The 13035-nt window shown below is 44.8% G+C and carries 13 protein-coding genes; 3 read left to right on the top strand and 10 right to left on the bottom strand.

Going from position 1 to position 13035, the window contains the following annotated elements; all coding sequences use genetic code 11:
• Positions 1-50: 50 nt before the first annotated feature.
• Both ACQEXP_RS00665 and ACQEXP_RS00660 read right to left on the bottom strand, forming a co-directional pair.
• On the bottom strand, positions 51-1244 hold the full coding sequence (locus ACQEXP_RS00665; RefSeq protein WP_426967509.1) for a class I SAM-dependent methyltransferase: 1194 nt from the start codon (positions 1242-1244) through the stop codon (positions 51-53).
• A gap of 96 nt (positions 1245-1340) precedes the next feature.
• Positions 1341-2744 carry a methyl-accepting chemotaxis protein gene (locus ACQEXP_RS00660; RefSeq protein ID WP_426967507.1) on the bottom strand — a complete coding sequence of 468 codons (1404 nt, stop codon included), beginning with the start codon at positions 2742-2744 and terminating at the stop codon, positions 1341-1343.
• A gap of 336 nt (positions 2745-3080) precedes the next feature.
• Here ACQEXP_RS00660 and yccX point away from each other — a divergent pair, with 336 nt between their 5' ends.
• Positions 3081-3353, top strand: a complete 273-nt coding sequence (gene yccX, locus ACQEXP_RS00655; protein WP_269376782.1) for an acylphosphatase — start codon at positions 3081-3083, stop codon at positions 3351-3353.
• Between the two features lie 29 nt (positions 3354-3382).
• Here the strand turns inward: yccX and ACQEXP_RS00650 are convergent, their stop codons facing one another.
• From ACQEXP_RS00650 to ACQEXP_RS00625, 6 genes are all read right to left on the bottom strand, one after another.
• Positions 3383-3712: a TusE/DsrC/DsvC family sulfur relay protein gene (locus ACQEXP_RS00650; RefSeq protein WP_426967505.1), complete on the bottom strand. Its 330-nt coding sequence runs from the start codon at positions 3710-3712 to the stop codon at positions 3383-3385.
• Positions 3713-3839: 127 nt separating this feature from the next.
• Positions 3840-4502: a Bax inhibitor-1/YccA family protein gene (locus tag ACQEXP_RS00645; RefSeq protein WP_269376780.1), complete on the bottom strand. Its 663-nt coding sequence runs from the start codon at positions 4500-4502 to the stop codon at positions 3840-3842.
• Between the two features lie 193 nt (positions 4503-4695).
• Complete coding sequence (locus ACQEXP_RS00640; RefSeq protein WP_138972344.1) at positions 4696-5445, bottom strand: amino acid ABC transporter ATP-binding protein; 750 nt, start codon at positions 5443-5445, stop codon at positions 4696-4698.
• A 20-nt stretch (positions 5446-5465) separates the two neighbouring features.
• Positions 5466-6563 (bottom strand): amino acid ABC transporter permease, encoded by a 1098-nt coding sequence (locus ACQEXP_RS00635; RefSeq protein WP_269376779.1) that lies wholly within the window; start codon positions 6561-6563, stop codon positions 5466-5468.
• 1 nt (position 6564) lies between these two features.
• Positions 6565-7767: an amino acid ABC transporter permease gene (locus tag ACQEXP_RS00630; protein WP_426967504.1), complete on the bottom strand. Its 1203-nt coding sequence runs from the start codon at positions 7765-7767 to the stop codon at positions 6565-6567.
• A gap of 76 nt (positions 7768-7843) precedes the next feature.
• Positions 7844-8872, bottom strand: a complete 1029-nt coding sequence (locus tag ACQEXP_RS00625) for an amino acid ABC transporter substrate-binding protein (RefSeq protein WP_138972347.1) — start codon at positions 8870-8872, stop codon at positions 7844-7846.
• Between the two features lie 460 nt (positions 8873-9332).
• Between ACQEXP_RS00625 and ACQEXP_RS00620 the strand changes: the two genes are divergently transcribed.
• Positions 9333-10271: an NAD(P)-dependent oxidoreductase gene (locus ACQEXP_RS00620; protein WP_426967502.1), complete on the top strand. Its 939-nt coding sequence runs from the start codon at positions 9333-9335 to the stop codon at positions 10269-10271.
• 55 nt (positions 10272-10326) lie between these two features.
• On the opposite strand, the gene ACQEXP_RS00615 is transcribed toward ACQEXP_RS00620, so the two are convergent.
• Together ACQEXP_RS00615 and ACQEXP_RS00610 are read right to left on the bottom strand one after the other, a co-directional pair.
• Complete coding sequence (locus ACQEXP_RS00615; RefSeq protein WP_138972349.1) at positions 10327-10812, bottom strand: YajQ family cyclic di-GMP-binding protein; 486 nt, start codon at positions 10810-10812, stop codon at positions 10327-10329.
• Between the two features lie 17 nt (positions 10813-10829).
• Entirely contained in the window at positions 10830-11882 is a 1053-nt protein-coding gene (locus ACQEXP_RS00610) for a 3-deoxy-7-phosphoheptulonate synthase (protein ID WP_269376776.1), read from the bottom strand.
• A 214-nt stretch (positions 11883-12096) separates the two neighbouring features.
• Here ACQEXP_RS00610 and ACQEXP_RS00605 point away from each other — a divergent pair, with 214 nt between their 5' ends.
• Positions 12097-12984: a putative PEP-binding protein gene (locus ACQEXP_RS00605; RefSeq protein WP_426967500.1), complete on the top strand. Its 888-nt coding sequence runs from the start codon at positions 12097-12099 to the stop codon at positions 12982-12984.
• Positions 12985-13035 lie beyond the last annotated feature (51 nt).

Genomic DNA, 13035 nt, shown 5'->3' with positions numbered 1-13035 from the left:
ACCCTTCAGAATTTTCTCGCAACTCGCAACTCGCAACTCGCAACTCGCAACTACAAAACTTTACAAGCAAACCCTTTTAGGTAGAAACCTTCAGGGTACGCGCTGTCAGTAGGGTGGTCAGCCGCTTGTTCAAAGCGTTCGACAAACTTCACTTGGCGACTAGAGTCTACCGCTGCATCAGCGATCACTTTCTGGAATAGCTCACCGCTCATTAATCCTGAGCAAGAGTAGGTCAGTAGTGTGCCGCCTGGCTTAAGGATTTGCATTGCCAGCATGTTGATGTCTTTATAGCCGTTAGCACCTGAAGTTAGATTGTTCTTGCTGGACACAAACTTAGGCGGATCCATGATTACAACATCAAATTTGGTGCCTTGATCGCGATATTCGCGCAACAACTTAAATACGTCGGCATTGAGGAATACAGCACGTTTTTTAGAGATATCAAACTCGTTGAGTTCAGCGTTGTACTTGGCAGTATCCAGTGCAGGTTGAGAGACGTCTGCGTTGATCACACGTTTGGCGCCGCCTTTAAGAGCGTACAAGCCGAAGCCACCAGTGTATGAGAAACAGTTAAGTACTTCTTTGTCTTTAACGTATTTCATTGCTTGCTGACGGCTATCACGTTGGTCAAGGTAGAAGCCAGTTTTGTGGCCTTCGATGATATCGACGCTGATCTTTACACCGTTTTCTTCAATGACGACTGAGCGCGGTGGCTCTTCACCGTGCAATACACCCGTTGTCTCCTCAAGACCTTCTTTCTTACGTACTGCCACGTCAGAGCGTTCGTAGATGTTGCAATCAGGGAACACTTTTAATAGCGCATCAACTAGGGTTTGCTTGTGGTACTCTGCACCTGCGCTCAGCAGTTGACATACCAAGTAGTTTTGAAACTTATCGATTGTAATGCCTGGTAGACCATCAGATTCTGCCGCAATCAATCGGTACCCGGTTAAACCGTCACGCTCGATGATGTCTTCACGCAGCAACTGCGCGTCTTGAATGCGTTTAACAAAGAAATCGGTGTCGATGTCTTGTTTGTCAAAACTCCAGACTCGTGCACGAATCTGAGAGTTTGGTGAGTAGGCCGCTTTCGCCAGCCACTTTCCATCGTGAGTGTATACATCAACCGTTTCACCTAATGTCGGTTCACCCTCAACACGGTGGATACCACGAGAGAATACCCATGGGTGTTTACGGCGAAGTGATTTATCACGGCCTTTGACTAGATAGATAGCTGGAGTCATTGGTTTACTCAATTGTTTGTTTTTCAAGGTGGGGTATTTTCAAGGAACTACTAGGGAAAAGCAAATAAAAGAGCCGCTTAAAAGCGGCTCAATCGATTAGGCTTTAAGGCCCGTTAGCAGTGATTCCATCTGGTCACTCTGACTTCTGAGCTGGGCGATGTTAGCGTTGGTTGTGTTAATCATGTTGTGAACATTGTCAGCCTGTACGCGAATCTCTTCAACGCTAGCGGCAATGTTGTCGGCAACCACGCCTTGCTCTTCAGCGGCCGTAGCGATTTGTACACTACTGTCTGAGATGGATTGGTTCTTCTCAGCCAATGCGCCAATCTCAACATCGACTTCAGACATCAACTGCTGACCTTCTGAAGCATTAACGACGGTAGTCTCCATCAAACGAGTTAAAGATTGGCTATTGCGCTGCAGCGCTTCGATCATGCTCTGGATCTCAACGGTTGCTTGTTGAGTTCGTCCCGCTAATGCTCGTACTTCATCTGCAACGACGGCAAATCCTCGACCTTGTTCGCCAGCACGGGCAGCTTCAATCGCCGCGTTAAGCGCGAGAAGGTTAGTTTGCTCTGAAATAGCGTTAATGGTTGTCACTACTTCATCGATTTGCGCCGCATTGGCGTCAAGTTCAGCAACGGCTTCAGAGGCAGACTGAATCTCCTTCGACAGCTGTGAAATCGAAGAAAGGGTGTGGCCGACTTTGGCCTGTCCTTGAGTTGCAACGCTACGAGCATCTTCAGTTTGTGTGCTTGAGTCATGTGCTAGAGTGGCCACTTCGCGAATTGTTGATGCCATCTGTTCAGTCGCACTTGCGAGCGAGTTAAGGTGCTCTTGTTGAGTACCCGACACTTCAGCACTCTGTTGGTTAGACAAGTTTAAATCGGAACTAATTTGTTGCATGAGCGCGACAGATTCTTGGATAGAGATAACCATGTTCTGTTCACGTTCAGCAACTTTATCAATGGTAATCGCGATTTCACTGAACTCGTCGCGTACTTTAAAGAAGTTCATACGGCTAGTCAGATCGCCGTTTGCTAATGTGGTCAATGCTTTATTCATGGTAAACATCGCGCCACCAATAAAGGTCATGATGTAGTAAACACCTAAAGCAATAAGTGACAGGGTGACTAAAACAATTGCCATTTGAGTTGTCGACATTGCTGACCATAAATTCTGCTCATGGGAAGCGACGAGGTTGAATGCACCGTTGTTGACACTCACAGAGTTAAGCCCCTTGCCGATTGAAATCGTATCGGAGCTCGCCACAATACTTGCTACCTGTGCTTGCGTCAGGTTGCCTGCTTCAATCAGATGGCGCATCAGGCTCAGTTCATCTTGATAGAGATGAGTAAGCATGGTGTTCGCTGCACTGTTAAGTACCAGCGTTAGAATGATCACAGCCAGTAGGGGTAGAGCAAACAGTAAGTAGAATTTTTCCTGAATTTTGAGATGAATGAGATATTTGTCAATCCAGCGAAACGGTATTTCTTTCATTGCGAACATCCTATTATTGAGAACATGCAAACATTAATACATTTTATATTGAAATATACACAGATAACGTACGGCAGCATAGATAACTGTGATAAATATGCGCGCTTTCAACATCAGCGATTAACTTGTCATCGAACCTTGGTGTGAAAATAGACAGTAACCACTTGTGCATTTCAGTGAATCTATGCTCGCTATAAGTAATAATAGTTAAAGCGGCCTGAAGAGGTGAATGGTGCGAAATATCCAAGACGGTCTGATTGCGAATATATCGACCACAGATTCGCATCGGAATGAATTGATTACTTACTAAAAGTCCAACGGTGGGAGGCGTAAATCATGCAGGAGTGCAGTGCGAAGTTTATCGTTTCAGGAGTGGTGCAAGGTGTAGGGTTTCGTTACCACACTTCGTATCAGGGGAAAAAGTTAGGCCTAGTTGGCTACGCTAAAAACCTCAACAATGGTGACGTCGAAGTCGTGGTTTGTGGGGCGCAAGCGAAAATTGATGAGATGGCTGACTGGCTGACTCAAGGACCTAAAACGTCAAGCGTTGACCATGTTCAAAGGCAGAGCGTTTCCTACAAGCCATACAAAGGATTTCAGATCCTGTAGCGTGGCAGCAGGATCTGAATAGCATATTTTTATAAGCACTTGGCAGGCTTAGGTAGACCCGCTAATTTGGTGGCCTGTTTAGCCGGCCCTTGTTTAAACAACTTAAACAGATATTTGCTGTTGCCTTTTTCTGGGCCGTGGGCTTTTTCCATCGCCTTAACCAGCATTCGAACGGCTGGAGATGTGTTGAATTCTTCATAAAAATCACGCACGAAATGAACCACTTCAAGATGTGCTTCAGTTAGCTCAATGCCTTCTTGTTGAGCCAATAGCTCTATCATGCCTTCTTCCCACTGAGTATGATCCAGTAAGTAGCCCTGAGCGTCAGTTTCGATTTGTTTGCCGTTGTATTCAAACATCCTACGATCCTAAATAGTTTGATATTCAATAGGGTAGCGCAGCATACCGCGATTCGACAATATGGCAAGAAAGAAAAAGCCCGAAAGACGGACTTTCGGGCTTTTGCTGTTCAGTTAACCACTGACTTTAGTCGTCATTCATGATGCCAAGAATGCTTAGCAAGCTAATGAAGATATTGTAGATCGATACATAAAGCGTAATTGTCGCGGATATGTAGTTTGACTCACCGCCACGAATGATGCCTTGAGTGGTCATTAGAATCGCCATCGTAGAGAACACGATAAATAGGCTACTCATAGCAAGATGCAGGATTGTCGACTGAATAAAGAAGCTAGCAATCATGCCCACAACCAGTACGACAAACAATGACAGCATCAAACCGCCCATCATAGACAGGTCGCGGCGTGTCGTTAGAGCATAAGCAGATGCCGCCATGAAGGACAGAGCAGTACCGCCAAGTGCTGTTAGGATAACATCGCCCATTCCTGCACCAACGTATGCGTTAAGGATTGGACCAAGCGTGTAGCCTAGGAAACCAGTAAACAGGAAGGTAAATACCAAACCCATGCTGTTATTACGGTTCTTTTCGGTTAGGAATAGCAGGCCGTAGAAGCCAACAAGTGTGATGATGATGCCAGGACGAGGAAGATTCATCGCCATAGAAACACCAGCAACCACTGCAGACCAAAGCAGAGTCATAGAGAGTAGCGCGTAAGTATTACGCAATACTTTGTTTGTTTGCAGAGCACTTTCTTGCGTTGAAGTGCGAGTAAACATAGGACTGTTCATAATCTTCCTCGTAAGGTTTTATGTTTATATCTACTTTATGAGGTTTAACGACCAAAAGATCAAGCCCCAAGTTAGTGAGTAGTAGTTAAAATAATAATAGAAATAAAAACTTATGTATTTTGAAAGATGTAACACAATATAACAACTGAAAAGGGCGACCGAAGTCGCCCTTGTGTTATGCCATCTTTCGAAATTAGTGGTGTAGGATCTGAGCAAGGAAATTTTGCGTTCGATCTGACTGTGGGTTTTCGAAGAACTCAATTGGGTTGTTCTCTTCAATAATCTCACCAGCATCCATAAAGATAACACGGTCAGCCACCTCTTTAGCAAAGCCCATTTCGTGTGTTACACACAACATGGTCATGCCTTCTCCAGCTAACTCAACCATAACGTCAAGTACTTCACGAACCATTTCTGGGTCGAGTGCCGACGTTGGTTCATCAAACAGCATAACTTGCGGGCTCATACAAAGTGAGCGAGCAATGGCAACACGCTGCTGCTGACCACCAGATAGCTGACCTGGATATTTGTCCGCTTGATCTGGAATCTTAACGCGTTCTAGATATTTCATCGCAATCGCTTCTGCTTCCTCTTTAGGCATTTTCTTCACCCAAATTGGAGCCAGCGTACAGTTTTCTAAAACAGTTAGGTGAGGGAACAGGTTGAAGTGTTGGAAACACATACCAACTTCACGACGAACCGCTTCGATGTTTTTCAGATCTTCTGTCAGCTCATTGCCAGAAACGATAATCTGTCCCTTTTGGTGTTCTTCCAAACGGTTAATACAGCGAATCATGGTAGATTTGCCAGAACCAGAAGGGCCACAAATAACGATCTTTTCGCCTTTCTTAACGTTTAGGTTGATGTTTTTCAGTACGTGGAATTCGCCGTACCACTTGTTCATATCCTTTATTTGGATCATGTAATCTTGTTGTTGCGTCATAATACGTCCTTGAGCTCTAATTATCGTTTGTGACCGGTATGAAGTTTGTTTTCTAGCCAGATCGAATATCTCGACATGCCGAAACAAAATACCCAGAACACTAACGCGACAAATACATAACTTTCCGTTGCAAAGCCTAACCACTCTGGGTCAGTGTTTGCAGCTTGTCCGATACCCAGTACGTCAAACATACCGATGATAAGCACCAGACTGGTGTCTTTGAACAATCCGATAAAGGTGTTCACGATAGATGGGATAGTAATCTTCAGTGCTTGTGGAAGAATAATTAGCCCCATCTTTTTCCAATAACTTAGACCTAACGCGTCTGCGGCTTCGTATTGTCCTTTTGGAATAGCTTGAAGACCACCACGAACCACTTCCGCCATATAGGCAGCACTAAACATCACCACACCAATCAACGCGCGGATAAGTTTGTCTGTTTCTGATCCTTCAGAAAGGAACAGTGGCAGCATAACTGAAGCCATAAACAGAACCGTGATAAGAGGTACACCACGCCATACTTCAATGTAGACAGTACACATACTGCGAATGATCGGCATTTCTGAACGACGTCCTAGTGCCAGAGCAACGCCGATAGGCAGTGAAACGACAATACCGACAAGTGCGATAATCAGTGTAACAAGCAAGCCGCCCCATTTGTGCGTCTCGACAACTTCTAGGCCAAATACACCGCCATAAAGTAAAGCAGCAATGATAAATGGGTAGACGTTCACGAAGAATAACCAAATCCATAGACGCTTAGGTGTTTTCTCGTAAGCCAGCAATACCGTAAAGATAGCCAGTGTCACGTAGAAAAACTGAGGTCGCCAAAGCTCGTCAGAAGGGTAGAAACCATACATGAACTGGTCCCAGCGAACGCTGATAAATACCCAGCACGCACCTTCACGACTACATGCGTCACGGGTTGTGCCAACCCAGTCTGCATTGAGAATAGCCCAGTTAAACACGTTCCATAATAACATCGCGGATAAAACGGCGAGGATAATCGTTACGACTGAGTTTATTGGACCATTAAATAGGTTTTTTCTTAGCCAACCTACCAGACCAACCGTATTTGCTGGCGGCGGAAGGCTAGGCTGAAATTGATGTACTTTCATTCTATCTCTCCACCAAAGCCACTTTCTTATTGTACAAGTTCATCAGAGCAGATGTGACTAGGCTGAGTGTTAAGTAAACACCCATAGTCATCGCAATGATTTCAATCGCTTGACCAGTTTGGTTAAGCGTTGTACCGGCAAATACTGAAACCAAGTCAGGGTAACCAATCGCCATCGCAAGCGATGAGTTTTTGGTTAAATTCAAGTATTGGCTAGTTAGCGGTGGAATAATGATACGCAGTGCTTGAGGGATAACCACCAGCTTTAGCGTACGAGAACGTGGTAGCCCTAGTGACATAGCGGCTTCTGTCTGACCATGACTAACGGCATTGATACCTGAACGTACAATCTCAGCAATGAACGATGCCGTGTAAACACTCAGCGCGATGAGCAGAGCCGCCAGCTCAGGGATGATGGTAACACCACCTTTAAAGTTAAAGCCTTTGAGCACAGGGTATTCGGCAGAGATTGGTGAACCCGCTAAGAAGTAAACTATGACAGGTAGAACAACACAGAGCCCCAGCACGATACGTCCCATAGGCGTTTGCTGACCGGTCAGTTTTTGCTTGTTTTTCGCCCATACACCGATCAAAAGTGTCGCGATAATGCCAATAATTACACTTGCGACAACAATGGAAGAACCTTCGCCAAAGACTGGAGCAGGGAAGTAGAGGCCGCGAACGTTAAGGAAAATGGCTTCACCCAGACTTAAACTTTGGCGAGCTGGCGGAAGTGCTTGCAGAACCGCGAAGTACCAGAAGAAAATCTGAAGAAGTAAAGGAATGTTACGGAATGTCTCAATATAAACAGCAGCAAAACGGCTAACTAACCAGTTAGACGAAAGGCGTGCGATACCCATCAAAAAGCCAATAACCGTCGCAAGGATAATACCAAAAAACGAGACTAGCGCCGTGTTGAGTAGCCCGACCATGAAGGTGCGGCCGTAAGAGAAGGTTTCATTGTACTCAATCAGCGTTAAGCCAATCCCAAAGCCGGCTTCTTGAGTTAGAAAGTCAAAACCCGTGGCAATACCACGTGCTTCTAAGTTGGTTAGTGCATTATTGACAATTGTGTAAAAGAAAAAGACGAGTGCTGAAATCGCTATGATCTGGAAAACAACAGCTCTAAAGGTGGGATTGTATAAAAGGTTAGCGTTTGAATTCGGTCCGTTATCCGATTTCGTCGCAAAATTAGTAGGTTTCATACAGCTATAACCTCAAATCCATTTTTATAAAAAGGGCGGCCAAAACCGCCCATTTTCTATTGTAACTATCTAGAAGTTAACGGATTGGTGGAGCGTACATGAAGCCACCCGCATTCCACAGTGCGTTTACGCCACGTGAAATTTGTAGTGGTGAACCTTCACCGACTGTGCGCTCGAAGCTCTCGCCGTAGTTACCCACTTGTTTCACAACTTGGTAACCCCAATCGTCACGGATGCCTAGGCCTTTACCTTTAGGACCGTCTACACCAAGAATACGCTTGATGTTTGGATCTTGAGACTTAAGCATTTCGTCTGCATTTTTAGAAGTGATGCCGTATTCTTCAGCATTCACCATTGCAGCTAGAGTCCACTTAGCGATGTTGAACCATTGATCGTCGCCTTGACGAACCACTGGGCCTAGAGGCTCTTTAGAAATGATTTCTGGAAGAACTTGAGCAGATGCAGGATCTTGAAGATTCAAGCGAAGTGCGTAAAGACCTGATTGGTCAGTTGTTAGTACGTCACAACGGCCAGCGTCGAAACCTTTCGATGTTTGAGCGGCTGTATCAAATACAACTGGCTTGTAAGACATACCACTGTTACGGAAGTAGTCCGCTAGGTTAAGTTCAGTTGTTGTACCAGACTGAACACATACAGAAGCACCGTCTAGCTCTTTAGCGCTTGTTAGACCAAGGTCTTTCTTAACCATGAAGCCTTGACCATCGTAGTAGTTAACACCAACGAAGTTTAGACCTAGAGCTGTATCACGGTGAAGCGTCCAAGTTGTGTTACGAGAAAGAACATCGATCTCACCAGATTGAAGTGCAGTGAAACGCTCTTTCGCTGTTAGAGGAACGTATTTAACTTTTGATTTATCGCCAAGTACTGCCGCAGCAAGAGCCTGACAGTATTCAACGTCAATGCCTTCCCATTCACCTTTAGAGTTAGGGTTAGAGAAACCTGGCAAGCCAGTACTTACACCACAAGTTAGGAAACCTTGTTTAGTTACTTTATCTAGCGTGCTATCCGCAGCAGCAGCGCTTGTAGACATCAGTGCAGTAGATGCCGCTACAACTGAAGCAAGAAGTGTTAGTTTATGTGCCATTTGTATCCTTCCTGTATGATCCATGTTAAATCAGGTTCAACCTGATACAACGATTAAATGGTGTTGTGTTTCTTAATTATTAGGTTGCGTATGCCCATATTTGAGCCTTAAACAAATCAACCAGTTATAAGCGTAGGAAAGGATCCGCAATTTCTCAAATGTATAATTTAAAAAGATTTTTGAATGAAATCACAAATCCTGACAGACTTTAGAATGACGAAATGTTGCTTAAATGTAAATAGTGCAAGAGTTCACAAATTTGGTGCGACAGGATGGTGTAATAAATTTATCAATACATATAGGGTTCAAATTGGCATCACTGTTATCAATTAGTTCAAAAAGCTAAAAATAGTTCGAAATTTGGTCATTTATTAGGTGTGATCTGAATTGGGAATGAATCTATTGCTCTATTTTTGGTAGTATCAAGGCTGAAGATGTTTTTAGTAACTCAAGGAATGAAATGCAGTATTTTCCACTGTTTATAGACTTAACTCATAAACCCGTTCTGGTCGTTGGTGGGGGCGAGGTCGCAAGTCGCAAAGTAGATAGCCTAGTTAGGGCGGGCGCGAATGTTACGATCGTCTCACCCAATGTGGAGTCTTACCTCGCCAACTTGATTGAAAAAGGGGACTGCCAATGGATCCAAGGGTTCTATTCTGCCGAGTTACTCGAAAGTCGCTATGTTCAAGTTTGGGCGACAACCGATAATCCAGATTTGAATCATCAAGTCCATCATGACGCTAAGCGTAAAGGGATATTGGTGAATGTCGTAGATGACCTACCATACTGCGACTTTATAACACCTTCGATGATTAACCGTGGCCGGATACAACTCGCGATATCGAGTGGTGGCTCTTCACCCGTTTTGATTAGGAATGTGAGAGAAAAGCTAGAGGCTGTATTACCGCAAAACTTAGCGATACAAGCCGACTTCGCTGCCTCTAAGCGTAATGACATTAAAAGTCGTTTTGCTAGCGTTGAAGAACGACGTAAGTTCTGGGAAGCTTATTTTGCGCGCTCAGATGTTGAAAGAGCGACCAACAATGGCGATCTAGAGAGAGCCTATCAAGCGCTGTTACAAGAGGGTGTCGACCAGAGTGGTTCGGTAACTTGGATTGAGTATGGAGAAGATGTCGAGCTTCTTACCTTGAAAGCATTGAGATTGATGCAGCAGGCCGAGATAGTGTTGCATGACCCGAACTGTCCTTTCGCGTTTATTGACCTCGTTCGCCGTGATGCGGAAAGAGTTGAATGTCAGAGTGAGGCAGATTTTAGTAATGAGCTACAGAAAGCTCGAAGTCACGATCAAAGAGTGGTGGTGTTAATGCCGCCTAAATCGAAAAGAGTTACCTTCTTGCAGGGCAAGGACCTGCTAATAGAGCTGGGATCGGTGAAGTAGAAAAGGGCCACTTAGATGTGGCCCTTTTACTTATCAAACAGGCGAATAAAAGATATTAGTCGCGGAAGTTTTCATACTGGAATGGTTGACCTAGATCTGATTCACGGATCAGTGCAATAGCGGCTTGCAGATCGTCACGCTTCTTACCGGTTACACGAACCTTGTCGCCTTGAATTGACGCTTGAACTTTCATCTTGTTGTCTTTAATCAGCTTAACGATTTTTTTCGCCATTGGCGTTTCGATACCTTGCTTAAATACAACGATTTGATGCCAGTTTCTTCCTGATGCTTCTTCTGGTTTGGCTTCCATTGCATTAACATCAACGCCGCGTTTAGTTAAGTTACCGCGTAACATGTCGCGTAGTTGCTTAAGCTGGAATTCACCTTCTGCGCTTAGCTTCACCGATTCGTCTTTTTGCATCTCGAATGACGCTTCAACGCCACGAAAATCAAAACGAGTCGTGAGCTCGCGTGACGCATTGTCTACTGCGTTACGTAGTTCAACTGTATCGATTTCAGAAACAATATCAAATGATGGCATGTTGGAGTCCTTAATTATTACGAGCGAGCTTTTACGGCATTTGCCAGCATGTCAAGCATAGTGGCTGTATCATCCCAGCCCAAGCAAGGGTCTGTGATTGACTGACCGTAAGTAAGATTACTCAGGTCTTCCATGGATTGATTACCTTCGTTAATGAAGCTTTCAGCCATGATGCCTGCTACTTGATTCTTACCTGACTTGATTTGTTCACAGATGTCTTCCGCGACTTCAAGTTGCTTTCTGTGCTGCTTTTGGCAGTTAGCATGGCTAAAATCAACCACAAGGCGTTCAGGTAGGCCAACCTCGCCCAGTTGTTTACATGCTGCATCGACGGATGCTGCATCAAAGTTAGGGCCTTTTTCACCGCCACGAAGGATAACGTGACCAAACGGGTTACCGCTAGTGCGATATACGGTCATTCGGCCGTTTTTGTCTGGTGAATAAAAATAGTGAGACGCTTGAGATGCACGAATCGCATCGATAGCGATCTTGATGTTCCCGTTGGTACCATTTTTAAAACCAACTGGGCAAGAGAGTGCTGACGCCATTTCACGATGGATTTGTGATTCGGTCGTACGTGCACCAATCGCACCCCACGTAATTAGATCGGCAATGTACTGGCCAGTGATCATATCTAAAAACTCGGTAGCAGTTGCTAAACCAAGCTTATTGATATCGAGCAATAGCTTACGGGCTTTGTTCAAACCTGTTTCTAGCGCGTAAGAACCATCAAGATTTGGGTCAGTAATTAACCCTTTCCAACCTACAACAGTGCGTGGCTTTTCAAAATAGGTGCGCATAACGATGAACAGTTCATCTTTATACTGATCTTGCACAGCGGCTAGACGCTCTGCGTAGTCAAGGGCGGCATCGGTATCGTGCACGGAACATGGGCCGACAATGACCAATAGGCGCTGGTCTTCCCCTGTAAGGATATTTTCAATTTGGCGACGTGACTGTGCGATACGCTCAGCGACCTCATCGGTGATTGGATGGGCGCTTCCTAATTCTGCCGGAGTTGGCATCGGACCCAATGGTTGGGTTCTTAATTCATCGGTTTTTAATGGCATACGACAGCCTGTTCTTTTTATTACGAAGCGGTAAAGATAACGGAAACCAAGATAGGAATAAACCACTTATCGCGATTCTTATTGGTATCAAACTGTAAAGTGCAAATTTATGCACTTTTATTTACTAAAAATGCTTCTAAGCCCTTGTGTTATCGAGATACGATAGGTATGTTGAGGAATAGAAATACAACGAAAACCTTTGCCTGGAGCAGTAATGAGTTTAACCCGTTCTAGCAGTATGCATCCTGCGCTAAACCTTGGCGATTCACTTCCTCAGCTTGATCAAGCAACCAGTGGTTCGCACCTTTTTGTCTCATTGTCAGAAATGATTTTAGAACATGTCTTCTACCATCCCGATCATGCAGCGATTTTGTCATCACTTGAAGAGAGTGAAGTGGCATCAATTAATGCCATCTTGGGAGAGCAGACGCTAGAGTCGCACTTCGTATCGACACTGACTGAACAGATTTTGACGGCCGTGAAGCCACAGCATCAGTCGGTACGCATCGATCTAGGTGGTGCTGACAGCTACAGTTTCCGAACACTACTGGGGGGACAACTTGAGCCAAGTGAAGTTAACCCAGCGCTTGGTTTACGCGGTGTCTCTCGTTTTGCACATGAGAAGTTTGTCCAGCTGTTTACGCTAGAGTGTCAGGTGATTAAGGCATTGCAGCAGCAAGGTTGTGATGTTGATATTGTCGTCCCTTTTGTTAGAGGATTGTCTGATGCTGCTAAAGTGATCGACTTACTCGCAGAACAAGGTTTACCAAGGGGCCTCAATGGTTTGAAAGTTCTCTATACCGTTGATGTACCATCGGGCGCGTTGTTATCAGAACGATTGCTTCATTACTTTGATGGCTTGGTGATCAACGTGGAAAACTTAGCTCAATTCACCTTAGGGGTTGATCGCCTCAGTGAGGAGTTGGAGTATCTGTTTGATCCGGAAAGTGAAGCTGTCATGATGCTGATTGAGCAGGCTGTCGACGCGGCGACGAACAGCAATAAGCCTATTGTTTTAGTCAGCAACGGGTTAGCCCAATATGCTCGGTTACAAGAGTACATCGTTGAGCATCCACAGATAGAAACTGTGGTGACGTTGTAACTCAAACTGGTTGTTAAGTCACTGTTTATAACGCCCGATGTTAACGAAATG

It is taken from the genome of Vibrio sp. TRT 1302 (assembly GCF_050113875.1).
Taxonomy (GTDB): Bacteria; Pseudomonadota; Gammaproteobacteria; order Enterobacterales; family Vibrionaceae; genus Vibrio.
This window is presented reverse-complemented; position numbering and strand designations above follow the sequence as displayed.

Excerpts from the sequence above, each read along its gene's own strand:
- ACQEXP_RS00665 (WP_426967509.1), bottom strand. The coding sequence starts at position 1,244 with ATGACTCCAGCTATCTATCTAGTCAAAGGCCGTGATAAATCACTTCGC.
- ACQEXP_RS00660 (WP_426967507.1), bottom strand. The coding sequence starts at position 2,744 with ATGAAAGAAATACCGTTTCGCTGGATTGACAAATATCTCATTCATCTC.
- yccX (WP_269376782.1), top strand. The coding sequence starts at position 3,081 with ATGCAGGAGTGCAGTGCGAAGTTTATCGTTTCAGGAGTGGTGCAAGGT.
- ACQEXP_RS00650 (WP_426967505.1), bottom strand. The coding sequence starts at position 3,712 with ATGTTTGAATACAACGGCAAACAAATCGAAACTGACGCTCAGGGCTAC.
- ACQEXP_RS00645 (WP_269376780.1), bottom strand. The coding sequence starts at position 4,502 with ATGAACAGTCCTATGTTTACTCGCACTTCAACGCAAGAAAGTGCTCTG.
- ACQEXP_RS00640 (WP_138972344.1), bottom strand. The coding sequence starts at position 5,445 with ATGACGCAACAACAAGATTACATGATCCAAATAAAGGATATGAACAAG.
- ACQEXP_RS00635 (WP_269376779.1), bottom strand. The coding sequence starts at position 6,563 with ATGAAAGTACATCAATTTCAGCCTAGCCTTCCGCCGCCAGCAAATACG.
- ACQEXP_RS00630 (WP_426967504.1), bottom strand. The coding sequence starts at position 7,767 with ATGAAACCTACTAATTTTGCGACGAAATCGGATAACGGACCGAATTCA.
- ACQEXP_RS00625 (WP_138972347.1), bottom strand. The coding sequence starts at position 8,872 with ATGGCACATAAACTAACACTTCTTGCTTCAGTTGTAGCGGCATCTACT.
- ACQEXP_RS00620 (WP_426967502.1), top strand. The coding sequence starts at position 9,333 with ATGCAGTATTTTCCACTGTTTATAGACTTAACTCATAAACCCGTTCTG.
- ACQEXP_RS00615 (WP_138972349.1), bottom strand. The coding sequence starts at position 10,812 with ATGCCATCATTTGATATTGTTTCTGAAATCGATACAGTTGAACTACGT.
- ACQEXP_RS00610 (WP_269376776.1), bottom strand. The coding sequence starts at position 11,882 with ATGCCATTAAAAACCGATGAATTAAGAACCCAACCATTGGGTCCGATG.
- ACQEXP_RS00605 (WP_426967500.1), top strand. The coding sequence starts at position 12,097 with ATGAGTTTAACCCGTTCTAGCAGTATGCATCCTGCGCTAAACCTTGGC.